This window comes from Sphingobium sp. TCM1 (assembly GCF_001650725.1).
Classification (GTDB): domain Bacteria; phylum Pseudomonadota; class Alphaproteobacteria; order Sphingomonadales; family Sphingomonadaceae; genus Sphingobium.
This window is the reverse complement of the sequence record NZ_LXVX01000013.1, coordinates 101,513-126,493: the sequence shown is the minus strand read 5'-3', so window position 1 is coordinate 126,493 and position 24,981 is coordinate 101,513. Positions and strand designations below refer to the sequence as shown.

32 protein-coding genes are annotated in these 24,981 nt (G+C 64.6%); 25 read left to right on the top strand and 7 right to left on the bottom strand.

The window, feature by feature from the left end:
• Positions 1 to 2: 2 nt before the first annotated feature.
• From rplB to A7Q26_RS11840, 21 genes are all read left to right on the top strand, one after another.
• Positions 3 to 839 (top strand): 50S ribosomal protein L2, encoded by an 837-nt coding sequence (gene rplB / locus A7Q26_RS11940; RefSeq protein ID WP_066859655.1) that lies wholly within the window; start codon positions 3 to 5, stop codon positions 837 to 839.
• Positions 840 to 844: 5 nt separating this feature from the next.
• Entirely contained in the window at positions 845 to 1,123 is a 279-nt protein-coding gene (gene rpsS, locus A7Q26_RS11935) for a 30S ribosomal protein S19 (RefSeq protein WP_066859638.1), read from the top strand.
• A complete protein-coding gene (rplV, locus tag A7Q26_RS11930; RefSeq protein ID WP_066859636.1) occupies positions 1,123 to 1,509 on the top strand; it encodes a 50S ribosomal protein L22 in 387 nt (128 codons plus the stop codon). Before rpsS ends, rplV begins: the two co-directional genes overlap by 1 nt.
• A 4-nt stretch (positions 1,510 to 1,513) precedes the next feature.
• Entirely contained in the window at positions 1,514 to 2,209 is a 696-nt protein-coding gene (rpsC, locus tag A7Q26_RS11925; protein ID WP_007686574.1) for a 30S ribosomal protein S3, read from the top strand.
• 21 nt (positions 2,210 to 2,230) lie between these two features.
• Positions 2,231 to 2,662 carry a 50S ribosomal protein L16 gene (gene rplP, locus A7Q26_RS11920; protein WP_066700949.1) on the top strand — a complete coding sequence of 144 codons (432 nt, stop codon included), beginning with the start codon at positions 2,231 to 2,233 and terminating at the stop codon, positions 2,660 to 2,662.
• Between the two features lie 3 nt (positions 2,663 to 2,665).
• On the top strand, positions 2,666 to 2,869 hold the full coding sequence (gene rpmC, locus A7Q26_RS11915; protein WP_066859635.1) for a 50S ribosomal protein L29: 204 nt from the start codon (positions 2,666 to 2,668) through the stop codon (positions 2,867 to 2,869).
• Between the two features lie 12 nt (positions 2,870 to 2,881).
• Complete coding sequence (rpsQ, locus tag A7Q26_RS11910; protein WP_009820639.1) at positions 2,882 to 3,145, top strand: 30S ribosomal protein S17; 264 nt, start codon at positions 2,882 to 2,884, stop codon at positions 3,143 to 3,145.
• Positions 3,146 to 3,321: 176 nt separating this feature from the next.
• Positions 3,322 to 3,690, top strand: coding sequence for a 50S ribosomal protein L14 (rplN, locus tag A7Q26_RS11905; protein ID WP_007686569.1), 369 nt, complete (start codon positions 3,322 to 3,324; stop codon positions 3,688 to 3,690).
• The gene (gene rplX, locus A7Q26_RS11900; RefSeq protein ID WP_066859634.1) at positions 3,690 to 4,001 is read left to right on the top strand and encodes a 50S ribosomal protein L24; all 312 of its coding nucleotides are present in this window, start codon (positions 3,690 to 3,692) and stop codon (positions 3,999 to 4,001) included. The genes rplN and rplX overlap by 1 nt, the downstream gene beginning before the upstream one ends.
• Entirely contained in the window at positions 4,001 to 4,573 is a 573-nt protein-coding gene (rplE, locus tag A7Q26_RS11895; RefSeq protein WP_066859633.1) for a 50S ribosomal protein L5, read from the top strand. The genes rplX and rplE overlap by 1 nt, the downstream gene beginning before the upstream one ends.
• A 52-nt stretch (positions 4,574 to 4,625) precedes the next feature.
• Positions 4,626 to 4,931, top strand: coding sequence for a 30S ribosomal protein S14 (gene rpsN / locus A7Q26_RS11890; protein ID WP_007707881.1), 306 nt, complete (start codon positions 4,626 to 4,628; stop codon positions 4,929 to 4,931).
• Between the two features lie 12 nt (positions 4,932 to 4,943).
• Positions 4,944 to 5,339: a 30S ribosomal protein S8 gene (gene rpsH, locus A7Q26_RS11885; RefSeq protein ID WP_066859632.1), complete on the top strand. Its 396-nt coding sequence runs from the start codon at positions 4,944 to 4,946 to the stop codon at positions 5,337 to 5,339.
• Positions 5,339 to 5,872: a 50S ribosomal protein L6 gene (gene rplF / locus A7Q26_RS11880; RefSeq protein WP_066859631.1), complete on the top strand. Its 534-nt coding sequence runs from the start codon at positions 5,339 to 5,341 to the stop codon at positions 5,870 to 5,872. Before rpsH ends, rplF begins: the two co-directional genes overlap by 1 nt.
• Position 5,873: 1 nt before the next feature.
• Positions 5,874 to 6,227, top strand: a complete 354-nt coding sequence (rplR, locus tag A7Q26_RS11875) for a 50S ribosomal protein L18 (RefSeq protein ID WP_066859630.1) — start codon at positions 5,874 to 5,876, stop codon at positions 6,225 to 6,227.
• A gap of 2 nt (positions 6,228 to 6,229) precedes the next feature.
• Complete coding sequence (gene rpsE, locus A7Q26_RS11870; protein WP_084439096.1) at positions 6,230 to 6,931, top strand: 30S ribosomal protein S5; 702 nt, start codon at positions 6,230 to 6,232, stop codon at positions 6,929 to 6,931.
• A gap of 5 nt (positions 6,932 to 6,936) precedes the next feature.
• On the top strand, positions 6,937 to 7,113 hold the full coding sequence (gene rpmD / locus A7Q26_RS11865) for a 50S ribosomal protein L30 (RefSeq protein ID WP_066859625.1): 177 nt from the start codon (positions 6,937 to 6,939) through the stop codon (positions 7,111 to 7,113).
• A 158-nt stretch (positions 7,114 to 7,271) separates the two neighbouring features.
• Entirely contained in the window at positions 7,272 to 7,805 is a 534-nt protein-coding gene (gene rplO / locus A7Q26_RS11860; protein ID WP_066859622.1) for a 50S ribosomal protein L15, read from the top strand.
• Positions 7,806 to 7,997: 192 nt separating this feature from the next.
• Positions 7,998 to 9,362, top strand: coding sequence for a preprotein translocase subunit SecY (gene secY, locus A7Q26_RS11855; RefSeq protein WP_066859620.1), 1,365 nt, complete (start codon positions 7,998 to 8,000; stop codon positions 9,360 to 9,362).
• Positions 9,363 to 9,412: 50 nt separating this feature from the next.
• Complete coding sequence (locus A7Q26_RS11850) at positions 9,413 to 10,069, top strand: adenylate kinase (protein WP_066859619.1); 657 nt, start codon at positions 9,413 to 9,415, stop codon at positions 10,067 to 10,069.
• A 35-nt stretch (positions 10,070 to 10,104) separates the two neighbouring features.
• Positions 10,105 to 10,641 carry an SRPBCC family protein gene (locus A7Q26_RS11845; protein ID WP_066859618.1) on the top strand — a complete coding sequence of 179 codons (537 nt, stop codon included), beginning with the start codon at positions 10,105 to 10,107 and terminating at the stop codon, positions 10,639 to 10,641.
• 132 nt (positions 10,642 to 10,773) lie between these two features.
• Positions 10,774 to 11,817: an acyltransferase family protein gene (locus tag A7Q26_RS11840; protein WP_066859617.1), complete on the top strand. Its 1,044-nt coding sequence runs from the start codon at positions 10,774 to 10,776 to the stop codon at positions 11,815 to 11,817.
• A 51-nt stretch (positions 11,818 to 11,868) separates the two neighbouring features.
• Here A7Q26_RS11840 and A7Q26_RS11835 read toward each other — a convergent pair whose 3' ends face one another.
• Positions 11,869 to 12,681, bottom strand: coding sequence for a CsgG/HfaB family protein (locus tag A7Q26_RS11835; protein WP_066859615.1), 813 nt, complete (start codon positions 12,679 to 12,681; stop codon positions 11,869 to 11,871).
• 165 nt (positions 12,682 to 12,846) lie between these two features.
• Here A7Q26_RS11835 and lepA point away from each other — a divergent pair, with 165 nt between their 5' ends.
• Entirely contained in the window at positions 12,847 to 14,652 is a 1,806-nt protein-coding gene (lepA, locus tag A7Q26_RS11830) for a translation elongation factor 4 (RefSeq protein ID WP_066859613.1), read from the top strand.
• 59 nt (positions 14,653 to 14,711) lie between these two features.
• Here the strand turns inward: lepA and rmuC are convergent, their stop codons facing one another.
• Both rmuC and A7Q26_RS11820 read right to left on the bottom strand, forming a co-directional pair.
• Entirely contained in the window at positions 14,712 to 16,193 is a 1,482-nt protein-coding gene (gene rmuC, locus A7Q26_RS11825) for a DNA recombination protein RmuC (RefSeq protein ID WP_066859611.1), read from the bottom strand.
• 133 nt (positions 16,194 to 16,326) lie between these two features.
• On the bottom strand, positions 16,327 to 17,310 hold the full coding sequence (locus tag A7Q26_RS11820) for a GlxA family transcriptional regulator (RefSeq protein ID WP_066859610.1): 984 nt from the start codon (positions 17,308 to 17,310) through the stop codon (positions 16,327 to 16,329).
• 128 nt (positions 17,311 to 17,438) lie between these two features.
• On the opposite strand from A7Q26_RS11820, the gene A7Q26_RS11815 reads away from it, so the two are divergent.
• The 3 genes from A7Q26_RS11815 (at position 17,439) to A7Q26_RS11805 (ending at position 19,704) form a co-directional block, all read left to right on the top strand.
• The gene (locus A7Q26_RS11815; RefSeq protein ID WP_066859609.1) at positions 17,439 to 18,269 is read left to right on the top strand and encodes an alpha/beta fold hydrolase; all 831 of its coding nucleotides are present in this window, start codon (positions 17,439 to 17,441) and stop codon (positions 18,267 to 18,269) included.
• Between the two features lie 67 nt (positions 18,270 to 18,336).
• Positions 18,337 to 19,122, top strand: coding sequence for an SDR family NAD(P)-dependent oxidoreductase (locus tag A7Q26_RS11810; RefSeq protein ID WP_066859606.1), 786 nt, complete (start codon positions 18,337 to 18,339; stop codon positions 19,120 to 19,122).
• A gap of 69 nt (positions 19,123 to 19,191) precedes the next feature.
• Positions 19,192 to 19,704, top strand: a complete 513-nt coding sequence (locus A7Q26_RS11805) for a hypothetical protein (protein WP_066859604.1) — start codon at positions 19,192 to 19,194, stop codon at positions 19,702 to 19,704.
• Here the strand turns inward: A7Q26_RS11805 and A7Q26_RS11800 are convergent.
• From A7Q26_RS11800 to A7Q26_RS11785, 4 genes are all read right to left on the bottom strand, one after another.
• Positions 19,659 to 20,831 carry an aminotransferase gene (locus A7Q26_RS11800; protein ID WP_066859602.1) on the bottom strand — a complete coding sequence of 391 codons (1,173 nt, stop codon included), beginning with the start codon at positions 20,829 to 20,831 and terminating at the stop codon, positions 19,659 to 19,661. The two genes, A7Q26_RS11805 and A7Q26_RS11800, sit on opposite strands and share 46 nt — an antisense overlap.
• Before the next feature lie 144 nt (positions 20,832 to 20,975).
• A complete protein-coding gene (guaA, locus tag A7Q26_RS11795) occupies positions 20,976 to 22,535 on the bottom strand; it encodes a glutamine-hydrolyzing GMP synthase (protein ID WP_066859601.1) in 1,560 nt (519 codons plus the stop codon).
• Positions 22,536 to 22,616: 81 nt separating this feature from the next.
• A complete protein-coding gene (locus tag A7Q26_RS11790) occupies positions 22,617 to 23,852 on the bottom strand; it encodes a TCR/Tet family MFS transporter (protein ID WP_066859600.1) in 1,236 nt (411 codons plus the stop codon).
• Between the two features lie 480 nt (positions 23,853 to 24,332).
• A complete protein-coding gene (locus A7Q26_RS11785; protein WP_198162918.1) occupies positions 24,333 to 24,977 on the bottom strand; it encodes a hypothetical protein in 645 nt (214 codons plus the stop codon).
• Positions 24,978 to 24,981: the final 4 nt, after the last annotated feature.

Here is a 24,981-nt window from a genome sequence, read left to right as displayed (position 1 = left end):
AGATGGCACTCAAGCACTATAACCCGACGAGCCCGGCCCAGCGTGGCCTGATCCTCGTCGACCGCAGCGGCCTGCACAAGGGCAAGCCCGTCAAGGCGCTGACCGAAGGCAAGCGCAAGACCGGTGGCCGCAACAACAAGGGTCATGTGACCTCGCGCGGCATCGCCGGCGGTCACAAGCAGCGTTACCGCATCATCGACTTCAAGCGTAGGCTGTGGGACGTCGAGGGCACGGTCGAGCGTCTGGAATATGACCCCAACCGCACCGCCTTCATCGCGCTGGTCAACTATCCCGACGGCACCCAGGCCTATATCCTGGCGCCGCAGCGTCTGGCTCCCGGCGACAAGGTCGTCGCGGGCAAGAAGACCGACGTGAAGCCGGGCAATGCGATGGAACTCGGCCAGATGCCGGTCGGCACCATCATCCACAATATCGAGATGAAGCCCGGCAAGGGCGGTCAGCTCTGCCGTTCGGCGGGTACCTATGCCCAGCTGGTCGGTCGCGATCGTGGCATGGTGATGGTCCGTCTGTCCTCGGGCGAGCAGCGCTACATCCGTTCGGACTGCATGGGCACTGTCGGTGCCGTGTCGAACCCGGACAACGCCAACACCAACCTTGCCAAGGCCGGCCGTAATCGCTGGCTGGGTAAGCGTCCGCTGACGCGCGGTGTGGCGAAGAACCCGGTCGATCACCCGCATGGTGGTGGTGAAGGCCGGACCTCGGGCGGCCGTCATCCGGTCACGCCCTGGGGCAAGCCGACCAAGGGTGCGCGCACCCGCCACAACAAGGCGACGGACAAGTTCATCATCCGTAGCCGCCACGCGAAGAAGAAGAGGTAAGCGAGATGGCTCGTTCCGTCTGGAAAGGTCCGTTCGTGGACCTCAGCCTTCTGAAGAAGGCGGAAACGGCGCAGGACGCCGGTGGCCGTACCGGTCCGATCAAGACCTGGTCGCGCCGTTCCACCATCCTGCCGCAGTTCGTTGGCCTGACGTTCAACGTCTATAATGGCCGCAAGCATGTTCCGGTCCTCGTGAACGAGGAAATGGTTGGTCACAAGCTGGGTGAATTCGCCCCGACCCGCTACTTCCCCGGTCACGCTGCCGACAAGAAGGGCAAGCGCTAATGAGCAAGCAAAAGGCTCCCCGTCGCGTCGCCGACAATGAGGCGCTGGCCGTTGGCACGCAGATCCGTGGTTCAGCCCAGAAGCTGAACCTGGTCGCCACGCTCATCCGCGGCCGCAAGGTCGAGGACGCGCTGAACATCCTCGCCTTCTCCAAGAAGGCGATGGCGGTCGACGTGCGCAAGGTGCTGGCTTCGGCCATCGCCAATGCGGAAAACAACCACAATCTGGACGTCGACGCACTGGTCGTCGCGGAAGCATCGGTGGGCAAGAGCTTCACCCTGAAGCGCTTCCACGCTCGCGGCCGCGGCAAGTCGACCCGGATTCTGAAGCCCTTCAGCCGCGTGCGCATCGTCGTGCGTGAAGCTGCAGAAGAGGCGGAGGCGTAAGCACATGGGTCACAAGAGCAATCCGATCGGTCTGCGTCTGCAGATCAACCGCACCTGGGACAGCCGCTGGTTCGCGGAAGGCGCCGACTACGGTCGCCTGCTGCTGGAGGATCTGAAGATCCGCCAGTATATCATGAAGAACCTGCCGCAGGCCGCGATCTCCAAGGTCGTTATCGAGCGTCCGGCCAAGCTGTGCCGCGTGTCGATCTACGCCGCCCGTCCCGGTGTCATCATCGGCAAGAAGGGCGCGGACATCGAAAAGCTGCGCAAGAAGCTGGGCGGCCTGACCTCTTCGGACGTCAGCCTGAACATCGTCGAAATCCGCAAGCCGGAAATCGACTCCAAGCTCGTTGCGCAGGGCATTGCCGACCAGCTGGAACGCCGCGTGGCTTTCCGTCGTGCGATGAAGCGCGCGGTGCAGTCGGCTCTCCGTCTGGGCGCCGAAGGCATCAAGATCACCTGCGGCGGCCGTCTGGGCGGCGCGGAGATCGCGCGCGTCGAATGGTATCGCGAAGGCCGCGTTCCGCTGCACACGCTGCGCGCGAACGTCGACTATGCCGAAGCCGAAGCCCATACCGCCTATGGCGTGTGCGGCATCAAGGTCTGGATCTTCAAGGGTGAAATCCTTGGTCATGATCCGATGGCCACCGACCGGCTGATGCTGGAGGCTCAGACCTCCGGCGTGCGCCCGGCGCGCTGAAGATAAGAAGGTAATAGCGTCATGCTGCAACCGAAGAAAATGAAGTTCCGCAAGGCCTTCAAGGGCCGGATCAAGGGCGACGCCAAGGGCGGTTCGGCTCTGAATTTCGGCTCCTACGGCCTCAAGGCTCTGGAACCCGAGCGCGTCACCGCACGTCAGATCGAAGCGGCTCGCCGCGCGATCACCCGCCATATCCGCCGTCAGGGCCGGTTGTGGATTCGCGTGTTCCCCGACGTGCCGGTGTCGAAGAAGCCGGCCGAAGTCCGTCAGGGCAAGGGCAAGGGTTCGGTCGAATATTGGGCTGCTCGCGTCAAGCCGGGCCGCATCCTGTTCGAACTGGACGGCGTGCCCGGTCCGCTCGCAGCAGAGGCCTTCTCGCGCGCCGCGATGAAGCTGCCCATCAAGACGAAGGTCGTCGCCCGCCTCGGCGACACCTCGCACCTGGAGGGTTAAGCCGTGGCGAACGTCGCAGACCTCAAGACCAAGACGGACGACGAACTGTCGACCGAACTCAACAACCTGAAGCGCGAGCAGTTCAACCTGCGTTTCCAGGCGGCCACCAACCAGCTGGAAAAGCCCAGCCGCGTGCGTGAAGTCCGTCGGTCGATCGCGCAGATCAAGACCCTGCAGTCCGAGCGTACCCGCTCGGCCGCGAAGTAAAGGAAACACACGATGCCCAAGCGCGTGCTGACGGGAACGGTGGTTTCCGACAAGACCGACAAGACGGTGGTGGTTCGGGTGGAGCGCAAGGTAAAGCATGCGCTCTACGGCAAGATCATCCGTCTGTCGAAGAAGTACCATGCCCATGATGAGGGCAATGTCTACAAGGAAGGCGAAACGGTCCGCATCGAAGAGACCGCTCCGATTTCCAAGCTCAAGACCTGGAAGGTCATCGAGCGCGTGGACACCCACAAGTCGCCGGAAACGGCGGCCTGAGGGAGGCTCATTGAGCCTTTGACCTAAAAATGCGGCGCGGGGCTGGCCTTTTCCTTCGGGAAAGGGTACAGGCCCGCGCTTCGCGTAGAGTCAAAGGCTCGGTTCGAGTCTCTATGCACGAAATTCGGAACCGCCGGGAATTGTCCCGGTAGGCCAAATAAGAAGGAACCGGATCCATGATCCAGATGCAATCCAATCTTGACGTCGCTGACAACAGCGGCGCCAAGCGCGTCCAGTGCATCAAGGTGCTGGGCGGCTCGAAGCGTCGCTTCGCGAGCGTAGGCGACATCATCGTCGTCTCGATCAAGGAAGCTGCGCCTCGTGGCAAGGTGAAGAAGGGTGACGTGCATCGCGCCGTCATCGTGCGCACCGCCAAGGACGTGCGTCGCGCTGATGGCAGCGTGATTCGCTTCGACGGCAATGCCGCTGTGCTCATCAACAAGAACGAGGAGCCGATCGGCACCCGTATCTTTGGCCCGGTCGTTCGCGAACTGCGCGCCAAGAAGCACATGAAGATCATCTCGCTCGCCCCCGAGGTGCTGTAATGAGCGCTGCCAAGATCAAGAAGGGCGACAAGATCGTCGTCCTGGCCGGCAAGGACAAGGGCCGCACCGGCGCCGTCCTGCAGGTGCTGCCGAAGGAGGACAAGGTCCTCGTCGAAGGCATCAACGTCCATGCGCGTCACCGCAAGCCCGATCAGTCCAACCCGCAGGGTGGCATCGATCGCAAGCCGGCGCCGCTGCACATTTCCAACGTCGCTGTCGCCGACAAGGATGGCAAGCCGACCCGCGTCCGTTTCGAGGACCGCGACGGCAAGAAGGTCCGTGTCGCCGTCAAGTCCGGTGAGGTGCTGTAATGAGCGACAAGTACATCCCGCGCTCGAAGGCGCAGTATGACGCCGAGATCGCCAAGGCGATGACCGAGAAGTTCGGTTACAAGAACGTCATGGAAGTGCCCAAGATCGAGAAGATCGTGCTCAACATGGGCGTGGGCGAAGCGACCCAGGACAAGAAGAAGGTCACCCAGGCCGCCGAGGAAATGGAGCAGATCGCCGGTCAGAAGCCGGTCATCACCAAGGCTCGCAAGTCCATCGCGCAGTTCAAGCTGCGTGAAGGTATGCCGATCGGTGCCAAGGTCACGCTGCGCCGCGAGCGCATGTATGAATTCCTGGACCGTCTGATCAACATCGCGCTGCCCCGCGTGCGCGACTTCCGTGGTCTGAACCCCAAGAGCTTCGATGGTCGTGGCAACTATGCCTTCGGCATCAAGGAGCAGCTGATTTTCCCGGAGATCAGCTACGACAAGATCGACAAGGTTCGTGGCATGGACATCATCGTGACCACCACGGCGAAGACGGACGAGGAAGCGCGCGAACTGCTGCGTCTCTTCGGCTTCCCCTTCCCGATCGAAGAGAAGCAGGCGGCCTGAAAAGGCCCCGCTTCTCTCCCAAACGCTTAAGCTAAGGAAGAGAACTTAAGTCATGGCGAAACTGAGTTCGATCAACAAGAACGAGCGCCGCAAGAAGCTGGTGAAGAAATATGCCGGCCGCTATGCGAAGCTCAAGGCGATCGCGAATGATACCGCGGCCGATGACAGCGATCGTCTGATCGCGCGTCTGAAGATGGCGGAGATCCCCCGCAACGGCAATCCGACCCGCGTTCGGAACCGCTGCGAGCTGACGGGGCGTCCCCGCGCTTACTACCGCAAATTCCGTCTCTGCCGCGTGCAGCTGCGTGATCTGGCCAACAAGGGCCTGATCCCCGGCGTCACCAAGTCGAGCTGGTAAGGATCATTTGAGATGGCATTGACCGATCCCCTGGGTGATATGCTCACCCGCATCCGCAACGGGCAGCAGGCGAAGAAGGACAGCGTCGTGTCCCCCGCCAGCAAGCTCCGTGCCCGCGTCCTCGACGTGCTGCAGCGCGAAGGCTATATCCGTGGTTATTCCGAGGAAGTCCTCGGCAATCATCCCGGCCTGCGCATCGAGCTGAAATATTTCGAGGGCCAGCCGGCGATCAAGCATGTCGCCCGCGTGTCCAAGCCTGGTCGCCGCGTTTACTCGGGTTCCAAGGAACTGCCGGTAATCCGCAATGGCCTCGGCATCACCATTGTCTCGACGCCCAAGGGTGTTCTGTCTGACGCGGAAGCGCGTGAGCAGAATGTTGGCGGCGAAGTGCTGGCGGAGGTGTTCTGATGAGCCGCACTGGTAAGAAGCCGGTTGCCGTCCCCGCGGGCGTCACCGCGTCGATCGCCGATGGCGAGCTGTCGGTTAAGGGGCCGAAGGGCACCCTGTCGCTGCCGCTGGCCGACGAAGTCACCTACAGCATCGAAGATGGTTCGATCGCGGTGAAGCCTGCCAACGACAGCAAGCGCGCCCGCGCTTTCTGGGGTATGCAGCGCACCCTGATCGCCAATCTGATCACCGGCGTGACGGAGGGCTACACGAAGAAGCTGCTCATCACCGGTGTCGGCTATCGTGCGGACGCCAAGGGCAAGGTTCTGAACCTGAAGCTCGGCTATTCGCACGACGTCGACTTCGCTGTGCCGGAAGGCATCGAGATCAAGACCCCGGATAACACCACGGTCGAGATCACCGGCATCGACAAGCAGAAGGTGGGTCAGGTTGCCGCCGAGATCCGCCGCTGGCGCAAGCCCGAACCCTATAAGGGCAAGGGTATCAAGTACGCCGGCGAGTTCATCTTCCGCAAGGAAGGGAAGAAGAAGTAAGATGGCAAAGCTTTCCCTCTTCGCGCGGCGTCGTCGCCGCGTTCGCACCGCCCTCAAGGCCGTTGCGGGCCACAAGCCCCGCCTCAGCGTGCATCGTTCGGGTCGTCACATCTACGCGCAGGTCATTGATGACGTCGCCGGCAAGACCGTCGCGGCAGCATCGACCCTGGACAAGGATGTGCGCGGCAAGACCGGCGCAACTTCCGAAGCCGCTGCCGATGTCGGCAAGCGCGTCGCCGCCGCGGCGACCGCCGCCGGTGTCACCAAGGTCGTGTTCGACCGCGGTGGCTTCCTGTTCCATGGCCGCGTCAAGGCGCTGGCCGATGCCGCCCGTGAAGGCGGGCTGGAGTTCTGATCATGGCTGACGAAAACACCAACGAAGTCGTCGCACCCGTCGAGGGCGTCGAGGCTCAGACCGAAGGTCGTGGCCGTGGCCGTGGCCGTGGCGGGGATCGCAACCGTGGCGAACGTGGCGGCCGTGGCCGTCGCGACGACCGTCGCGGCAATCGGGACGAGGAGCAGGGCGAAGAGCTGATCGAGAAGCTGGTTCACATCAACCGCGTCTCGAAGACCGTCAAGGGCGGTAAGCGCTTCGGTTTCGCCGCTCTGGTCGTCGTCGGCGACGGCAAGGGCCGTGCGGGCTTCGGCCATGGCAAGGCGCGCGAAGTGCCCGAAGCCATCAGCAAGGCGACCGCCGCCGCCAAGAAGGCGATGGTCCGCGTTCCGCTGAAGGAAGGCCGCACCCTGCACCACGACGGCCTCGGCCACTTCGGCGCCGGCAAGGTGACGGTTCGTTCGGCCCCGGCCGGTACGGGCATCATCGCTGGCGGTCCGATGCGCGCCGTGTTCGAAAGCCTCGGCGTCGCTGACGTCGTGACCAAGTCGAACGGCACGTCGAACCCCTATAACATGATCCGTGCGACCTTCGCGGCGCTGGGCGAACAGACCAGCCCCAAGTCGGTGGCGCAGCGTCGTGGCAAGAAGGTCGCCGACCTTCTGCGTCGCGGTGGTGCCTCGGCCGACGTCGCGCAGGCTGACGCCGAAGCGATTGCGGAGTAACAGACATGGCGAAAATCAAGATCAAGCAGATCGGTTCGCCGATCCGTCGCCCGGCCGACCAGAAGAAGATTCTGATCAGCCTGGGCCTTGGCAAGATGCACCGCGTGGTGGAGCTGGAAGATACCGCGGAAGTGCGCGGTGCCATCAAGAAGCTGCCCCATATGGTGCAGGTGGTCGAGTAAAGACCGTCATCCCAGCGGAAGCTGGGATCTCTGGCAATTGGGCGACTCCGTGATGGAAGCCGCCCAGCCTCACAAGGCTCCAGCTTTAGTGGGGGCTTTGGCCCGATCCCGGTGGATCGGGCCTTCGCGCGAACATAGCGAAAGCGAGTGCACAAAACATGAAACTGAACGAACTCAACGATAATGCCGGTAGCCGCAAGGGCCGGATGCGCGTCGGCCGTGGTATCGGCTCGGGCAAGGGCAAGACCGCCGGTCGCGGCCAGAAGGGCGCCAAGGCGCGTTCGGGCGTCAGCATCAACGGCTTCGAGGGCGGTCAGATGCCGCTCCACATGCGTCTGCCGAAGCGCGGCTTCAACAATATCTTCGCCAAGGATTACGCGATCGTGAACCTGGGCGCGGTGCAGAAGGCGATCGACGCCGGCAAGCTGGACGCCAGCGCCACCGTCGATCATGCTGCGTTGAAGGCGGCCGGCCTGGCGCGTGGTGGCAAGGACGGCGTGCGCCTCCTCGCCAAGGGCGAACTGACCACGAAGCTGAGCTTCCTGGTCGCCGGCGCGTCGCAGAGCGCGATCGACGCAGTCGAGAAGGCCGGTGGCAAGGTCGAGGTGATCGCGGTGGTTCCTGCGGCGGAAAAGGCCAAGGCCAAGAAGGGCACCGCCCTTGCCGCCAAGAAGGCCGCAGCGAAGGCCTGATCCGGCCTGCCAAGTCTTGCAAGCGTGACCCCGCTGCCCGATATGGGTCGGCGGGGTCATGTGCATCGGGGACGCTGTTTGTCGCAGCCGCGGCAATTCCCGGTTCGACAGCGCCCCAAGCCCCCGCTAAGGGGAATGCGATTCCGGCTCGGACCTCCATCCCGGGCAAGAGTGATTTGAAGGGCAGCCACCATGGCATCGAGAGCCGACCAGCTCGCATCCAATCTCAGCCTCGCGAAATTCAGCCAGGCGACCGACCTCAAGAAGCGCCTGTGGTTCACGCTCGGCGCACTGATCGTCTTCCGCTTCCTGAGCTTCGTGCCGTTGCCCGGTGTTGATCCGACGGCGCTTTCGACGCTCTATGCCCAGACCAACGGCGGCATCCTCGATATCTTCAACACCTTCTCGGGTGGTTCGCTGTCGCGCATGAGCCTGATCGCGCTTGGCGTGATGCCCTATATCACCGCCTCGATCGTGGTGCAGCTCGCGGCCAGCCTCTCGCCGCAGCTTGCTGCGATCAAGAAGGAAGGGGAGAGCGGCCGCAAGAAGCTGAACCAATATACCCGCTATGGCACCGTTGGCCTGACCGCGGTGCAGGGCTATTTCATTGCGGTCGGTCTAGAGAGCTTCGGTGCCCAGTCGGGCGTCGCCGCCGTGATCGAACCCGGCCTGCTGTTCCGGCTGACGGCGGTCGTCTCGCTGATCGGCGGCACGATGTTCCTGATGTGGCTGGGTGAACAGATCACCTCGCGGGGCATCGGCAACGGCGTTTCGCTCATCATCATGGCCGGCATCGTCGCCCAGCTGCCGGTGACGCTCAGCAATCTGTTCAAGTCGGGCAGCGAAGGCTCGATTTCCGGCCTGCTCATTTTCCTGATCATGGTCATGGCGGTCGGGCTGATCCTGTTGATCTGCTTCATGGAACGCGCCCAGCGCCGCGTCCTGATCCAGTATCCCAAGCGCCAGACCCGTCAGGGGCTGATGCAGGCCGATCGCAGCCATCTGCCGCTGAAGGTCAACACCGCAGGTGTGATCCCGCCGATCTTCGCCAGTTCGTTGCTGCTGATGCCGCTCACCATCTCGCAATTTGCGGGGCAGACCGTAGCGGGCGAGAGCAGGCTGGGCGATTTCGTCCTGACGCTGAACCAGTATCTGGCGCACGGCAGCCCCGTGTACATGGCGCTCTATGGCCTGGGCATTGTCTTCTTCTGCTTCTTCTACACTGCGGTGGTGTTCAACCCGGAAGAGACGGCTGACAATCTGAAGCGCAACGGCGGCTTCATTCCGGGCATTCGTCCGGGCAAGAACACCGAACATTATCTGGATTATGTGCTGACGCGCATCACCGTCATCGGCGCGGCTTACCTGGCGTTCATTTGCCTGGTGCCCGAATTCGCCATCGCACGGGCGGGAATTCCCTTCTACCTTGGAGGGACTAGCCTGCTGATCGTCGTCAATGTTACGGTCGACACCGTGACCCAGATCCAGAGCCATCTGCTCGCCCATCAATATGGCGACCTCATCAAGAAGGCGAAGCTGAAGGGTCGACTGCGCTGAGGGGCGTTTCGAGACTCTGAATAGCGCACGAACAGGGGAGAATGCGCGCAATGAATATCATTCTGCTTGGTCCTCCGGGGGCCGGCAAGGGTACCCAGGCGACGCGGCTGGTGGACAGTCGCGGGATGGTGCAGCTGTCGACCGGCGATATGCTGCGCGCTGCGGTGAAGGCCGGGACGCCGATCGGACTCAAGGCGAAGGCCGTGATGGAAGCGGGCGCGCTGGTGTCCGACGAGATCGTGTCGGGCATCATCGGCGAGGCGCTCGATGCGCTGGCTCCCGAGACCGGCGTGATCTTCGACGGCTATCCGCGGACGCAGGCGCAGGCCCAGGCGCTCGACACCCTATTGGGATCGCGCGACCGCACGCTCGACCATGTCATCGAACTGGATGTGAATGAGGATGCGCTGGTCGAGCGCATCACGGGCCGTTTCACCTGCGCGACCTGCGGCGAAGGCTATCACGACCGGTTCAAGACCCCTGCGGTCGAAAATGAGTGCGACAAGTGCCATGGGCACGAGTTCAAGCGCCGCCCCGACGACAATGAGGAGACGGTGCGGACGCGCATGGCCGAATATCGCGCCAAGACCGCGCCTATCCTGCCGATCTACGAGGGCCGCGGTATCGTGTCGCGGGTCGACGGCATGGCCGACATGGCCGACGTGACCGCCGCCATTGCCGCCATCTTGGATGGCGACGCCGCCTGAGCTAGACTGCCCTCCGGGAACGAGGGAAGGCAGCCATGGGCATTTCGAGGTTACTGGCATGGGCTGGCGTGGCGATGGCCGCACCGGCCCATTCTGCTGTTACGGGCGCGGGCGAGAATGGTTTTGCGACCGAAGCCAGCGTCGAGATCGCGGCCGGGCCAGAGGCTGTCTACGCCTTGCTGGCGTTGCCCGGTCGGTGGTGGAATGACGCGCACACTTATAGCGGCGATTCCGCCAACATGACCTTGGTGCCACAGGCGGGTGGCTGTTTCTGCGAAACCATCCCGGCGAAAAGTGGGACGGCGGGATCGATCGAACATGCGCGCGTCGTCTATGCCGTTCCTGGCAAGCAATTGCGGCTTGTCGGGGGATTGGGGCCGCTCCAGACCGAGGGTGTTACCGGCGCACTGGACTTCGCCATCCAGCCGGTTGGACAGGGGGTCAAGATCACGATGACCTATGTCGTCGGAGGCTATCTGCGGGGAGGCGCCGCGAAGATGGCGCCTTTGGTGGATCAGGTGCTGGCGGAACAATTGGCGGGACTGAAACGGGCTGCCGAGTCGCCTCGCTGAGCGGCCGAAGATCTGTCCGCAGCGGCATAATGTCTCAATTTGGAAAGGAAGCAGCAAAAAATCGCGGAATCGAACGTTGCTGTTAACCACGATAGTAACGGATTCGTTGCTGTCCTGTTGCTATGAGAGCGCATGGTCGGAACGCCGCCTTCCCGCAACCGCTTGACGGAATTGGACGCGCTCCGGGGGATCGGCGCATTGTGCGTGCTGATCTTCCACTATTCGACCCGCTTCCACGAGCTGTTTCCGCAGGCCGCGCATGTGCCGTTCAGCTTTCCCGGCGGCAATTACCGGGTGTTGCTCTTCTTCACCATATCCGGCTTTGCCATCTTCTTCACGCTGGACCGAATCCGGTCCGTCGCTGATTTCGTCGTCAATCGTTTTGCCCGACTCTATCCCGCCTATCTCGTGGCGATGCTGCTGACGCTGTCGATCGAATATCTGGCGCAGGCGACTCAGCTGCTGATCGGGCCGGTGGCGATCCTCGCCAATGTCACCATGTTGCAGGGCTTCGCCTTCCTTCCGGAGGTGGATGGCGCCTATTGGACCCTGACGGTCGAAATCGCCTTCTATTTCTGCATGATCGCGATCTGGAAATTCACCGGGATGCGGCGGCTGGAGCCGCTGCTGGCGGGTTGGCTGATGCTGCGCTGGCTGTTCTGGATTTGGCCCGACATGCCCGAGCGCATCATCATGCTGCTGGTGCTGCGCTATGCCCCCTTCTTCATCATCGGGATGCTGGCCTATCGGGTCTGGCGCGGCCAGCGCAGGCTGCGGCAGCAGGCGCCCTATGCGGCGCTGGCATTGCTGTCGATCGCGACGATGGAGAGCTGGGATGTCGCCATTGTCGGCTGCATCCTGCTGCTCGCCTTCGTGGCGCTCGTCCATGGCTATCTCCGCTTCCTCAGCCTGCGACCGCTCGTCTGGCTGGGCGGGATCAGCTATTCCTTCTACCTAATCCACCAGCATGTCGGCTTCGTCGTCATGCTGGAATGCGCCAAGGCCGGTTACAGTCCCTGGATCGGCTTTGCGGCGGCGTTTGCCGTCGCATTGCTGCTGGGGACCGCGATCAACCGCCTGGTCGAACGTCCCGCCGGAGAGGCCATCCTGGCCTGGTGGAAGCGGCGCAGCGCGGCGCGGGCTTCCTTGCCGGATGCCGCACCCAGCCAGACATGAAAGAGGCGCGGCCGTTTCCAGCCGCGCCTTCATGACTCTGCGATCGTCGTCTTATTGCGCGACGGGCGCCGCCGCGGCCGCACTGGCGGGCAGCCCACCGAGTTGCGTCACCAGCTTGGTATAGGCGTCGAGATAGGCGAGCACGATCACCTGGCCGATCTCCGTATTCTGGTAGCCGCTGCCGCCGGCCGCGGCGAAACCGCCCCACCAGCCACCGCCCGCGCCGCCGCCGAAGCCGATGTCGGTCTTGCGCGCATAGCCTTCGGTCAGCGCCTCTTCCTCGGTCGTGCGTGCGTTTACGATCGAGAGAGTGACGTTGGCCTCTTTCTTCTTGATGTTGAGGCCGCCCAGGATCGCGCCGCCGAAACCGCCCATCAGGCCGCCGAGCGCGCCGCCGATGCCGCCGCCGCCCGAATTGCGGTTCGAGGAGACGATGTCCGGCTCCAGATAATAATCAGCCGCTTTCACCTGGCCCTTGCCCAGGTTCGACCCCGCCTGGAGTTCACCCGAATCGGCCATTGCGCGTTCCATCGCGCGGCTCGCCATCGCCCGTCCGCGATTGACCATGCGGAAGCAGCCCGACTGCTGGATGAAGACCTTTAGGATCGCCTCCGGGCTGCCCAGGTTCAGTTCGCGCCACCACTGATTGTCCGGCTCCACGATCGCGACGGTGCCGAGCATCCGGGTACAGCGGGGGATTTCGCGCGTTGCGCGTTCCTGCGCGCGGCGACCGGAGGAGGCGCCTTTGGTGGTGCCGTCCTTGTAGGTCTGGCCGGATGAACTCATATTTGTCTGCGCATTCGCCGCGATCGGCGTCGCGACCAGCGCTGCCGTCGTGAGTAGCGCGGAAACGGTCTTCAGCATTGCCAAAATTTCCCCTTGATGCGGATATGTACAGCCGTTTCTGATTATGGTGCGACCCCGCAAAAGGTAGCGACATCCTAGCACAGCGGACAGGACTTGCATACTGCGGCGCGAACCTGCTTCTGCCGTGCTGACAGGGCGTGTAATCGCTGCTATCGGGCGCCGATGACCGATCTCAGCCATATCCGCAATTTTTCCATCATCGCGCATATCGACCATGGCAAGTCCACGCTGGCCGACCGGCTGATCCAGCGCACCGGTGGCCTGACCGACCGCGAGATGAGCGCGCAAGTGCTCGACAATATGGACATCGAGAAGGAGCGCGGCATCACCATCAAGGCGCAGACCGTGCGCCTCGACTATGTCGCGAAGAATGGCGAGACCTATGAGCTGAACCTGATGGACACGCCGGGCCATGTCGACTTCGCCTATGAAGTGTCGCGCAGCCTGGCCGCGTGCGAGGGCGCGCTCCTGGTCGTGGACGCGGCGCAGGGCGTGGAAGCGCAGACGCTGGCGAACGTCTACCAGTCGATCGAGCATGACCATGAGATCGTGCCCGTCCTGAACAAGATCGACCTGCCGGCCGCCGAGCCGGAGAAGGTGCGCGCGGAAATCGAGGAGGTTATCGGCCTCGACGCGTCCGAAGCGGTGCTGGCCAGCGCGAAATCGGGCATCGGCATCGACGAGGTGCTGGAGGCGATCGTCGCGAAGATCCCGCCGCCCAAGGGCGACCGTGACGCCCCGCTGGAGGCGATGCTGGTCGACAGCTGGTACGACCCCTATCTGGGCGTCGTCATCCTGGTGCGCGTCGTCAATGGCGTCATCAGGAAGGGCCAGAACATCAAGTTCATGATCGGCGGCACCGAGCATCTGATCGACCGCGTCGGCTGTATGCGGCCCAAGATCGAGCATCTGCCCGAGCTTGGCCCCGGCGAGATCGGCTTCATCACCGCCCAGATCAAGGATATCAGCCAGACCCGCGTCGGCGACACCATCACCACGGTCAAGAATCCGGCCAAGGCGGCGCTGCCGGGCTTCAAGGAAGTGCAGCCGGTGGTGTTCTGCGGCCTGTTCCCGGTGGATGCCAATGATTTCGAGAAGCTGCGCGACTCCATCTCGAAGCTGCGCCTGAACGATGCCAGCTTCTCCTTCGAGATGGAAACATCGGCGGCACTGGGTTTCGGCTTCCGTTGCGGATTTCTGGGCCTCCTTCATCTGGAGATCATCCAGGAGCGGCTGACCCGCGAATATGATCTCGACCTGATCACCACCGCGCCTTCGGTGGTCTATGAGATGCATATGAAGGACGGGACGGTGCGCCATCTGCACAACCCGGCCGACATGCCCGATCCCAACCATATCGAGATGATCGAGGAGCCGTGGATCGAGGCGGTGATCTACTGCCCCGACGAATATCTGGGCAGCATCCTGAAGCTCTGCCAGGACCGGCGCGGCATCCAGAAGAACCTGACCTATGTCGGCGGCCGCGCGCAGGTGACCTATGAACTGCCGCTCAACGAAGTCGTGTTCGACTTCTATGACCGGCTGAAGTCGATCAGTCGCGGCTATGCCAGCTTCGACTATCACCAGATCGGCACGCGCGAGGGCGACCTCGTCAAGATGAGCATCCTCGTCAACAATGAGCCGGTCGATGCGCTTTCGATGATCGTCCACCGCAGCGCCGCCGAGGCGCGCGGGCGGCACATGTGCGAACGGTTGAAGGATCTGATCCCTCGCCACCTGTTCAAGATCCCGATCCAGGCGGCGATCGGCGGCAAGGTGATCGCGCGCGAGACGATCGCGGCGATGCGCAAGGATGTCACGGCGAAATGCTATGGCGGCGACATCACCCGCAAGAAGAAGCTGCTGGAGAAGCAGAAGGAAGGCAAGAAGCGGATGCGCGAATATGGCAGCGTGCAGATTCCGCAGGAAGCCTTCATCGCCGCGCTGCGGATGGGCGACGAGAGCTGACGCCCGTCTCTATCGGCCGCCCGCTGCAAGGGCGGCATCAGACGGGCGCCTGAGCGGCGTCATTCCGCCGCCGGCAGCGCCCGCGCCTCGTCCACCTGCGGGTCGCGCGCCAGCACGTCGAGCGGTTCCATGGCCTCTATGTCCTTGCCGCCGGTCTCGATGTCGAGGTCGCGGAACTTGCGGCCGGTCGCGAGGACGCGGCTCTCGAAACTGCCGATGAAGCTGTTGTAGTTGGAGACGGCGCTGTTGAGCCCGGAGCCGAGGCGCTTGAGATGGGTCGCGGCGACGGACAGGCGCTCGTACAGTTCCTTGCCGAGCTGGCCCACCTGCTGCGCCTGTTCCTGCATCTTCGCCTGGCGCCAGTGGCCCGCCAGCGTGCGGGCGAGGGGGAGGAAGGTGGCGGGGCCGCAGATGATGACGCGGTTGCGCGCGGCGCGTTCCCACAGGTCCATGTCCGCCTCCAGCGCCGCGGTGACGAAATTGTCGCCGGGGACATACATGATGACGAAGTCGGGCGCCTTGGCGAACTGTTCCCAATAGGCCTTGCGCCCCAGCGCGTCGGCATGGGTTCGCACGGCGCGGGCATGGTCCGCCAGATAGCGCTCGCGAGAGGCGGAATCGACCTGGTCGACGGCGTTGAGATAGGCTTCCAGCGAGCATTTGACGTCGACCACCAGTTGCTGGTCGCCGGGCAGGCGGATGATGAAATCCGGGCGCAGCCGGCCGTCCTCCACGGTGACGGAGACTTCCTCCTGGAAATCCACGAAGGGGGAGAGGCCGGCGGTTTCGATGAGGTTCTTGAACTGCTGCTCGCCCCAGCGGCCGCGGGTCTTGGGCGCGGCGCGGAGCGCATTGACGAGCTTGGCCGTTTCCTCGCGAACCTGGCCCTGACCCTGATGGACCTGCGCGATCGCCTCCCGCAGTTCGGCATAGCTGCCGACCCGGTCCTTCTCGACACGGGCGAGGCCTTCCTCATAGCGTTTGAGCGTGGTTTCCACGGGCGAGAGAAGGGTCTTGAGCTGCGCCTCGCTCTTTTCGCTCGCCTGGGCGAAGCGCTGGTCGGCGCGGGTCAGGAACTGGGTTTGTGCCTGGTCGAGCAGCTTGCCGCCAATCTCGCTGAACTGGGCGGAAAGCTGTTCCTTGGCGTCCTTGAGCGCGGCGATCTGCTGCTCGAACGCCTGGGTGCGGGCCTGGGTGTCGGACTGGAGCGCGGCGAGATCGCGCAGCGCGGCCTCCCGCTCGGCCTGGACAGCGTCGAGACGCCGGGCAGCAGCGGATTGCACCGCCTCCAACCTCTGGTCAGCGGCGACCTGCGCTGCTTCGAGGCGGGCGACATGGGTCGCGGCCTGCGCGACCCGTTCCTTTTCCACCGCCAGTTCGGCGATGGCGCCATTACGCTGGGCCGTCGCGGTGTCGAGCTTCGCGGCAAGATCGGCCTTTTCGGCCATGAGCGGGGCAGCCGACCGGGTCCGCAACAGCCAGCCGACCGCAAGGCCGATCAGGAGGGCGACGAGGAGGAGAAGAGCGGCCGGGCTGTCCATATCTGGTCCTTTTGGGAACGAAACGGGAACCTAGCGACATGGGCGCCGAGCCGCAAGTCCGACAGCGACATGGACAGTTGAAACGAGCAGAGGCAGCCTGAGTATTTCAATAGTTAGCTAACTATATAAATACTCAGGCTGCCTCTGCGCTTGGTGCGGCGAAGCGGGTGCGATAGTCGCCGGGGGACAGGCCGACGAGGCGGTGGAACAGTTTGCGGAAGGCCGCGGAATCCTCGTAGCCGACGCTCCAGGCGATCTGGTCGATGGTGCGCCGGGTGAATTCCAGATGCTCGCGCGCCCTGGCGATGCGCAGATGCTGGACATATTCGATCGGGGTCATGCCCGTCGCCGCCTTGAAGCGGCGCTGGAAGGTGCGTTCCTCCAGCGCCGCCTGCGCCGCCATCTCGGCGGTGGTGACGGACTTGGCCTCCCGCGCGGCGAGCCAGTGCTGGACCTTCAGGATCGGCTCGTCGCCATGGGTCATGCGCGGCATGAAGCGGGCAAAATGCTTCTGCTCGCGCCCGGCCGTATCGACCAGCAGGAACTTGGCCGTATCGAGCATCACGGTCGGCCCGAGCAGCCGGTCGACCAGCCGCAGGCCCAGATCGGTCCACGCCATCAACCCGCCAGCCGTGATGAGATCGCCATCGTCGATGACGATCCGGTCGCAGTCCAGCTTCACGGCGGGGAAGCGGGCGCGGAACGGTTCGGCGAACCACCAGTGGGTCGTGGCGGGCCGGCCATCAAGCAGGCCGGTCGCCGCCAGCAGGAAGGCGCCACCGCAATTGGAAGCGAGGGTCGCGCCCTGGGCGTGCCGGTCCAGCAGCCAGCGGGCATAGGGGGCTGCTTCCTCCGCGTCGGGCACGCCGGACAGGCGGCCGGGGACGAGCCAGATGTCCGGTGCGCCGGGCCGCCCGTCATGCGTATCATGGCAGCGGGCGAAGCTGCCGTCGGCCTGCATCCGCCAATGGCTGACGCGTAACGGCGGGCCGCCATGCTGGCCCGAAAATTGCCCGGCGATGGCGATGAGGTCGGTAATGCCATGGACCATCGCCTGCTGGCAGTCGCGGTAGAGGAGGATGCCGATTTCGGCCTTTGGGTTCTGCGTCGCGTCCATGGGACAGCCTTTGTCGGAATCGGCCCGCTTAATGTCGGGACCGCCAATCCCGATCCTCCGTCATTACCCCTAAAACTGCAAGCACAGGGCGAGAGAGACGCTCTTCCAATGCAGAAGGGACTTTCATCATGAGCAATTTCGTCACCACCAAGGACGGCACCCGCATCTTCTACAAGGACTGGGGGCCGCGCGATGGCCAGCCGATCGTCTTTTCCCATGGCTGGCCGCTGAGCGCCGACGCCTGGGATGCGCAGATGGTGTTTTTCGCCAATCAGGGCTTTCGCACCATCGCCCATGACCGCCGCAGCCATGGCCGGTCGGACCAGACGTGGGACAATAACAATATGGACCAATATGCCGACGATCTGGCCGACCTGATCGCGGCTCTGGACCTGCATGATGTGGTGCTGGTCGGCCATTCGACCGGGGGCGGCGAAGTCACCCGCTATGTCGGCCGCCATGGCACGAGCCGCGTGGCCAAGCTGGCGCTGATCGGCGCGGTGCCGCCGCTGATGCTGAAGACCGAGGCCCATCCGGGCGGGCTGCCGATCGACGTGTTCGACGGCATCCGCAAGGGCACGTTCGACAATCGCAGCCAGTTCTTCAAGGATCTGACCATCCCCTTCTACGGCTATAATCGCGACGGCGCGGTGATCTCCGAGGGGGTTCGCGAGGAATTCTGGCGGCAGGGGATGATGGGCGGCCTGAAGGGGCAGCTCGATTCGATCCGCGCGTTTTCGGAGAGCGATTTCCACGCCGACCTCGCCAAGGTCGATGTGCCCACGCTCGTCCTGCATGGCGACGACGACCAGATCGTCCCGATCGGCGCCTCTGCCCTCTCGACAGTCAAGATCGTTACGCAGGCGGTGCTGATGGTGTATGAAGGGGCCGATCATGGACTGACGGTCACCCATCAGGATCGGTTCAATGCCGACCTGCTCGATTTCATCAACGGCTGACAAATCCGGCTTCGTTCGTTTCGAGCGTGTCGAGAAGCGGACGGAGGTTCTTCAAAGGAGACTTCCCATGACCAATGAAACCATTCTCATCACCGGCGCGTCGGACGGCATCGGCGCGGTCTATGCCGATCGCTTTGCCAGGCGCGGCGCCAATCTGATCCTGGTCGCCCGACGGGCGGAGAAGCTGGAGGCGCTGGCGGCGCAATTGCGGGCCGAAGCCGGCGTTGGCGTCGAAGTGATCGCCGCCGATCTGGCCAAGGCCGATGACCTGGCCCGGATCGAGGCGCGGCTGCGCGACGATGACGCCATCACGGGCCTCATCAACAATGCCGGGATCGCTGGCGAGCAGAGCTTCGTCGAGACCGACCCGGCCTATCTGACCGGCCTGATCGACCTCAACATCCTGGCCGTGACGCGGCTGTCCCGCGCGGTCGCGCCCCGGTTTGCGGCGACGGGGGCGGGGACGCTCATCAACATCACGTCGGTCACGGCGCTGATGCCCGACGGCTTCACTGCCGTCTATCCGGCGAGCAAGGCCTATGTGCTGGCCTTTACCGAGGCGTTGCAGGTCGAACTGGGCGGCAAGGGCGTGCGGGTGCAGGCAGTGCTGCCGGGGATTACCCGGACGCCGATCTGGACCGAGGAGCAGATCGCGGGAATTCCGGCCGAGATGGTGATGGATGTCGAGGTGATGGTCGATGCGGCGCTGGCCGGGCTGGACATGGGCGAGGCGATCACCATTCCGGCGCTGCCGGACCGGGGCGACCTCGACGCCTATCTCGCCGCGCGGGCGGCGTTGCGGCCCAATCTGTCGCTGAAGGATGCAGCGGCGCGCTATCGCAAGACGGCCTGACCTTCTCCGTCACTTCCCGCCTGCGCGGGGATGACGGGTAGAGTGCCTGTTTTCCCAAGGAGAAGCATCATGATCCTCGGTCTTTCCATTCCCGCCTTCATCGCGCTGCATGTCGCGATCAGCCTGGTCGGAATCGTCGCTGGCCTTGTCGCCTTGCTGGCGCAGGCGAAGGGGCGGTTCCTGCCGCGGGTGCAGGCCTTGTTCCTCGTCACCACCCTGCTAACCAGCCTGACGGGCTTCCTCTTTCCGTTCCGTGGGTTCACGCCGGCGATCGGGGTGGGCATCCTTTCGACGCTGGTGCTGATCGTCGCCTTCGTCGCGCTCTTTGGCCTGAAGCTGCGCGGCCGGGCGCGGACGATTTACGCGGTGAGCGCGACGGTGGCGCTGTGGCTCAACCTGTTCGTGCTGGTGGTGCAGAGCTTCCTGAAGGTGCCGGCGCTCAACGCTTTTGCGCCGACCGGGACGGAGCCGCCCTTCCTCGCCGCGCAGGCGCTGCTGCTGGTTGCCATGCTGATCCTGGGGGCCATGATCGTGCGTCAGCCCAGCGTCGCGCGGAAGGCGGCGAGCCGCGCGATCGCCTGATCCAGCATCGCGTCCGTCTTGGAAAAGCAGAGACGGACGAGATGGGTGACGGATGCGTCGGGGTAGAAGGCGCTGATCGGGATCGCTGCCACACCGGCTTCGTCGATGATGCGGTTGCAGAAGGTCACATCGTCCAGCGCGATCCCCGATGCGGGCAGGTCGATCGACAGGAACCAGGTGGCGGCGCTGGGCTGGACGACATAGCCCGCCGCCACAAGGCCGGCCGCCAGCCGGTCGCGCGAGGCCTGGTAGGCGGCGCGCTGCTCGGCGAACCAGGCGTCGGGGTAGCCCAGCCCCTCCGCCACGGCCCATTGCAGGCCGGGCGGGGTGGTGAAGGTCAGGAACTGGTGGGCGCGGGCGAGCAGGGTAGCGATCGGCGGGGCGGCGCACATCCAGCCGACCTTCCAGCCGGTGACGGAAAAGATCTTGCCCGCCGACCCGATCTTGACGGTGCGGTCGCGCATCCCCGGAAAGGCCATCAGCGGGCGGTGGGCGACATCGTCATAGACGCTTTGCTCCCAGACTTCGTCGCAGATGGCGATCAGGTCATGCGCAACGCAGAGGTCGGCGAGCAGCGCCAGTTCCGCCTCGCGCAGCACGATGCCGGTAGGATTCACCGGATTGTTCATGAGGAGGATGCGGGTGCGCGGGGTGATGGCCGCTGCCAGCGCGTCGTGGGTCACGCGCCAGTCGGGCGGGGTCAGCGTCACCACTTTCGCGACGCCGCCCACGCGCTCCACGAGCGGCAGATAGGCGTCGTAGAGCGGGGCGAGCATCAGCACTTCGTCGCCGGGTTTCACCAGTGCGAGCAGGCTGGCCGCGATCGCCTCGGTCGCGCCGGAAGTGACGATCACCTCCTGCTCGTAAAGATCGAGCTGCTGGTGGCGGTCATAATGGTCGGCGACCGCCGCGCGCAGTTCGGGCAGGCCGGCCATCGGCGGATATTGGCTGGATCGGGTCAGCAGCGCGTCGGCGGCGGCTTGCAGGACGGCGCGGGGGCCGGGGCCTTCGGGAAAGCCCTGCCCCAGATTGATCGCGCCGGTTTCCCGCGCGCGGGCGGACATATGTTCGAAGATGGTGGTCGGCATGTCCCGATAGACGGGGTGGCCGAGGGCGGCGCTGGTCATGTCATGCTCCACCGCTGCGGCCGCTTGCGCGGCTGAGCTGACCGGATGGCGATCCCCCGGACGGCCATTATACCTGACACCCACGGCTGCTTACGCAGCCGAATAAAGCCGGCGAATGTCCCCCGGACATTCGCTTTGCCGGCTTTATTCCCATTCGATGGTCCCCGGCGGCTTCGACGTATAGTCATAGACGACGCGGTTGATGCCCTTGACCTCATTGATGATGCGCGTCGCGACGCGGCTGAGGAACGCGGCGTCGAAGGGGTAGATGTCGGCAGTCATACCGTCGGTCGAGGTGACGGCGCGGACGGCGCAGACGCTGTCATAAGTGCGGTGGTCGCCCATCACGCCGACGGTGCGGACCGGGAGCAGCACGGCGAAGGCCTGCCAGATCGCGTCGTAGAGGCCTGCGTTGCGGATTTCCTCCAGATAGATGGCGTCCGCCTTGCGCAATATGTCGCAGCGTTCCTTGGTCACTTCGCCGGGAATGCGGATGGCGAGCCCGGGGCCGGGAAAGGGATGGCGGCCGACGAAGATGTCGGGCAGGCCCAGTTCCTTGCCCAGCACGCGCACTTCGTCCTTGAACAGTTCGCGTAAGGGTTCGACCAGTTTCATGTTCATGCGTTCGGGCAGGCCGCCGACATTATGGTGCGACTTGATCGTGACCGAAGGGCCGCCGGTGAAGCTGACGCTCTCGATCACGTCGGGATAGAGGGTGCCCTGCGCCAGGAAATCGGCGCCGCCGATCCTGGCGGCTTCCTCCTCGAACACGGCGATGAATTCGCCGCCGATGAACTTGCGCTTCTTTTCCGGGTCGGTGAGGCCGGCGAGGCCGCCCAGGAAGCGGTCTTCCGCGTTCACATGCACCAGCTTGATGCCATAATGTTCGCGGAACAGGCTGACCACCTGTTCCGCTTCGCCCAGCCGCATCAGGCCATGGTCGACGAAGACGCAGGTGAGCTGGTCGCCGATCGCTTCGTGGATCAGCACGGCGGCCACAGCGGAATCGACGCCGCCCGACAGGCCGCAGATCACCCGGCCTTCGCCCACCTGGGCGCGGATTTCGGCGATCTTGGTGGCGCGGAACTCGGCCATGGTCCAGTCGCCGGCGAGGCCGCAGACATGGCGGACGAAATTGGCGAGCAGCTTCGCGCCGTCGGGGGTGTGGACGACTTCGGGGTGGAATTGGGTGGCGTAGAAGCGCTTTTCCTCGTTCGCGGTGACGGCATAGGGCGCGCCCTCGCTGGTCGCAACGACCTCGAAGCCGGGGGCAAGGCTCGTCACCTTGTCGCCATGGCTCATCCAGACCTGATGCTTTTCGCCTTCGGTCCAGAGGCCGTCGAACAGGGCGCAGCCCTGCTTCACTTCGATGAAGGCGCGGCCGAATTCGCCGCTCTCGCCGCCTTCGACATTGCCGCCCAGCTGCTGCATCATCGTCTGCTGGCCGTAGCAGATGCCCAGGATGGGGATGCCTGCATCGAAGAAATGCTGCGGGGCGCGGGGGCTGTCCTCCCACATCACCGAGGAGGGGCCGCCCGACAGGATGATGCCCTTGGGCTGCATCCGCTCGAAGGCTTCGGCCGCGCTGTTGAAGGGGGCGATCTCGGAATAGACGCCGGCTTCGCGGACGCGCCGGGCGATGAGCTGGGTCACCTGGCTGCCGAAGTCCACGATGAGGATGGAATCCTGAAGGGGCAGCGTCATCGAATCGCCTTTGTGTCGAGCGGTGGAAGGGATTCGCGCCCGGTTAGTCGCCCTGTCCCGATATGTCCAGTTCTCCCCGCCTCATGGGCGCGCGGGGGCATCCTCGTCACGGCTGGCGGCCCGGCCGAGCAGCGCCGCGCCGGCCAGGACCAGCGCCGCGATCAGAAAGGCGCTGCCGATGAAAGGCAGCAGCGGACGGGCGCCGACCGAGGCGGAATAGACAGCGCCGAAGAAGAGCGGCGAGACGATGCCCGCGATCGCGCCCACGCTGTTGTTCGCGCCCTGGAGCTGTCCCTGTTCGCTTTCGGAGACGCGCCGCGTCATCAGCGACTGGATCGTCGGCATGGCGAGGCCCCAGAGCGCATTGGGGAACATGGCGGCGACGAACAGTCCGCCGGTCGGCGCCAGCCCCATGGCGGCGACGCCGATCGCCCCGAAGGCGAGGCCGATGACCATGGTGCTGTGGTCGCCCAGCCGCTTCACCACCGGACCGACCAGCGCCCCCTGCACGCCCATGTCCATCAGGCCTACGAGTGCCAGCAGCGTGCCGACCTGCCACGCGCCCCAGCCATAGCGGTCGCCGGCATAGAGGACGAACACGGCCGAGAAGAGATGATGAGCGAAATAGAGGAGAAAATTGACGAGCGCGAGGCTGGAGAGTTCGGGGTGGGAGCGCAGCAGCCGCAGCGCGCCGAACGGGTTGGCGCGGCGCCAGCTGAAGGCCATGCGCTTTTCCGCCGGCAGGGATTCGGGCAGGATGGCGAGGCCGTAGAGGAAGGCAAGGCCGGAAAGGCCCGCCGCCGCCCAGAAGGGCGCGCGGAGGGAAATTTCCCCGAGCACCCCGCCCAGCAGCGGCCCGGCGACGAAACCGGCGCTGAACGCCGCGCCGATCAGCCCATAGCCGCGCGCCCGGCCCTGCGGCGGGGTGATGTCGGCCATATAGGCGAAGGCGGAGGTGAAGCTGGACGAGGTGACGCCCGCCAGGATGCGGCCGAGCGCCAGCCACCAGAGATTGGGCGCGAGCGCCATCAGCACATAATCGAGCGCGAGGCCCGCGACCGAGATCAGGATCACCGGCCGTCGCCCGAACCGATCGGACAGCGAGCCGATGACGGGCGAGCAGAGAAACTGCATCCCCGCCCAGAGCGCGACGAACAGCCCGTTCCACAGGCCGGCGCTGGTGCTGGAGCCGGACAATGTCTCGATCAGCTGCGGCAGCACCGGAATGACGATGCCCATGGACATCACGTCGAGCAGCGCCGTCACCAGGATGAAGGCGATCGCGGCGGTGCGACGGGGCAAGGGCGGTGCGGACATGGCGGTGGCGCTATCGCGACGGGAAGGGGTTGCCAAGAGGCACGCCGCCGAAGTTCACACTGTCGTCGGGCCTTGTCGGCCCATGGCCGCGGGAAGGCGCTCGCGAAGCGCCCGCCACGCGACGGCAGCGCGGCGACAGTGACGCTGCGGTCACGCGTCGATGATGCGACGGGATGAAAGGGACTGGGAGGCGCGATGGCTATTCATCCGACAGGATGGATCAGAGAAAATCCGCATCGGACGAATGTTCGACTGTTCGTGGGGTGGCCGGCGGGTCTGGCTCAGCGCAATGTCGCAACAGTTCACGGCGCTGGGATTAACTGGCTGCGCGAACACGTGTCGTCGCCTTTCGCCTAAACGGGAGGGGATAGGCAAAGCCGCCCTTCCGCTCCCACCCATCCCCTACATTCCGGCTCCTGCTGGCGATGACCGGGCCGTGATCGCCTGCACCAGCAGGAAGGCGGCGCGTCCTACCTGAGATCAGTGTAGCGCTACGTCGCGGCTGATGTAGACCTGCGCGACGCGGCCGTCCCTCATCGTGCAGGTGAAGCGGCGGGTGGTGCCGTCGGTCGCGCGATAGCTGGCGCGGGTTTCGATCTCGCCGTCGATATTGGTGGCGCCGTCCTGGGTGGTACGGGGCTGATCCATGCTGCGGATCTCGGCATAGCCACCGTCCTGGCCCTGGGCTTCGTCGCGCGCGGCGACGGCGCAGGCGTCGGTCATCGCATCGTCCTGCGCGTTGGCGCCGGCCACGTCGGAGAAGTCGGCGTCGTCGCGGATCGGGGCGTCGGGGGGCAGCGTGCCAGTGCGGGCATCGGCGCCATAGTCGGTGTCGGGGCTGCGCGGCGGCGCGTCATATTCGCCGCCGGTGCGGGGATCGCGGATCTTCTTGTTTTTGGAGATGGAGGAGGCGACGATCGCGACCGCGCCCACCAGTGCCGCGACCCCGATCGCATCGCCAAGGCCGAAACCGTCGCCGCGGTGGCGGTGGTGCCGGTCCCAGCCGCCGTTCCAGCCCCGGTCGTAGCCGTAGCGTGGCCGAGCGTCGGCCGCGCCGATGCTGCCGACGAGCAGGCCCGCGCTCACCAGCGCTCCGGTCATCCAGCGTGCCTTGGTCCCGATCATGTCC

Bases quoted from the DNA above. Each gene is read 5' to 3' on its own strand.
- rplN (WP_007686569.1), top strand. From the start codon at position 3,322: ATGATCCAGATGCAATCCAATCTTGACGTCGCTGACAACAGCGGCGCC.
- rplP (WP_066700949.1), top strand. From the start codon at position 2,231: ATGCTGCAACCGAAGAAAATGAAGTTCCGCAAGGCCTTCAAGGGCCGG.
- rmuC (WP_066859611.1), bottom strand. From the start codon at position 16,193: ATGGACAGCCCGGCCGCTCTTCTCCTCCTCGTCGCCCTCCTGATCGGC.
- rpsN (WP_007707881.1), top strand. From the start codon at position 4,626: ATGGCGAAACTGAGTTCGATCAACAAGAACGAGCGCCGCAAGAAGCTG.
- rplF (WP_066859631.1), top strand. From the start codon at position 5,339: ATGAGCCGCACTGGTAAGAAGCCGGTTGCCGTCCCCGCGGGCGTCACC.
- rplR (WP_066859630.1), top strand. From the start codon at position 5,874: ATGGCAAAGCTTTCCCTCTTCGCGCGGCGTCGTCGCCGCGTTCGCACC.
- A7Q26_RS11820 (WP_066859610.1), bottom strand. From the start codon at position 17,310: ATGGACGCGACGCAGAACCCAAAGGCCGAAATCGGCATCCTCCTCTAC.
- rpsC (WP_007686574.1), top strand. From the start codon at position 1,514: ATGGGTCACAAGAGCAATCCGATCGGTCTGCGTCTGCAGATCAACCGC.
- rplB (WP_066859655.1), top strand. From the start codon at position 3: ATGGCACTCAAGCACTATAACCCGACGAGCCCGGCCCAGCGTGGCCTG.
- rplV (WP_066859636.1), top strand. From the start codon at position 1,123: ATGAGCAAGCAAAAGGCTCCCCGTCGCGTCGCCGACAATGAGGCGCTG.
- rpsE (WP_084439096.1), top strand. From the start codon at position 6,230: ATGGCTGACGAAAACACCAACGAAGTCGTCGCACCCGTCGAGGGCGTC.
- rplE (WP_066859633.1), top strand. From the start codon at position 4,001: ATGAGCGACAAGTACATCCCGCGCTCGAAGGCGCAGTATGACGCCGAG.
- A7Q26_RS11810 (WP_066859606.1), top strand. From the start codon at position 18,337: ATGACCAATGAAACCATTCTCATCACCGGCGCGTCGGACGGCATCGGC.
- A7Q26_RS11805 (WP_066859604.1), top strand. From the start codon at position 19,192: ATGATCCTCGGTCTTTCCATTCCCGCCTTCATCGCGCTGCATGTCGCG.
- secY (WP_066859620.1), top strand. From the start codon at position 7,998: ATGGCATCGAGAGCCGACCAGCTCGCATCCAATCTCAGCCTCGCGAAA.
- A7Q26_RS11785 (WP_198162918.1), bottom strand. From the start codon at position 24,977: ATGATCGGGACCAAGGCACGCTGGATGACCGGAGCGCTGGTGAGCGCG.
- guaA (WP_066859601.1), bottom strand. From the start codon at position 22,535: ATGACGCTGCCCCTTCAGGATTCCATCCTCATCGTGGACTTCGGCAGC.
- A7Q26_RS11800 (WP_066859602.1), bottom strand. From the start codon at position 20,831: ATGACCAGCGCCGCCCTCGGCCACCCCGTCTATCGGGACATGCCGACC.
- lepA (WP_066859613.1), top strand. From the start codon at position 12,847: ATGACCGATCTCAGCCATATCCGCAATTTTTCCATCATCGCGCATATC.
- rpsS (WP_066859638.1), top strand. From the start codon at position 845: ATGGCTCGTTCCGTCTGGAAAGGTCCGTTCGTGGACCTCAGCCTTCTG.
- A7Q26_RS11835 (WP_066859615.1), bottom strand. From the start codon at position 12,681: ATGCTGAAGACCGTTTCCGCGCTACTCACGACGGCAGCGCTGGTCGCG.
- rpmD (WP_066859625.1), top strand. From the start codon at position 6,937: ATGGCGAAAATCAAGATCAAGCAGATCGGTTCGCCGATCCGTCGCCCG.
- A7Q26_RS11815 (WP_066859609.1), top strand. From the start codon at position 17,439: ATGAGCAATTTCGTCACCACCAAGGACGGCACCCGCATCTTCTACAAG.
- rplO (WP_066859622.1), top strand. From the start codon at position 7,272: ATGAAACTGAACGAACTCAACGATAATGCCGGTAGCCGCAAGGGCCGG.
- A7Q26_RS11850 (WP_066859619.1), top strand. From the start codon at position 9,413: ATGAATATCATTCTGCTTGGTCCTCCGGGGGCCGGCAAGGGTACCCAG.
- A7Q26_RS11790 (WP_066859600.1), bottom strand. From the start codon at position 23,852: ATGTCCGCACCGCCCTTGCCCCGTCGCACCGCCGCGATCGCCTTCATC.
- rplX (WP_066859634.1), top strand. From the start codon at position 3,690: ATGAGCGCTGCCAAGATCAAGAAGGGCGACAAGATCGTCGTCCTGGCC.
- rpsH (WP_066859632.1), top strand. From the start codon at position 4,944: ATGGCATTGACCGATCCCCTGGGTGATATGCTCACCCGCATCCGCAAC.
- rpsQ (WP_009820639.1), top strand. From the start codon at position 2,882: ATGCCCAAGCGCGTGCTGACGGGAACGGTGGTTTCCGACAAGACCGAC.
- A7Q26_RS11840 (WP_066859617.1), top strand. From the start codon at position 10,774: ATGGTCGGAACGCCGCCTTCCCGCAACCGCTTGACGGAATTGGACGCG.
- A7Q26_RS11845 (WP_066859618.1), top strand. From the start codon at position 10,105: ATGGGCATTTCGAGGTTACTGGCATGGGCTGGCGTGGCGATGGCCGCA.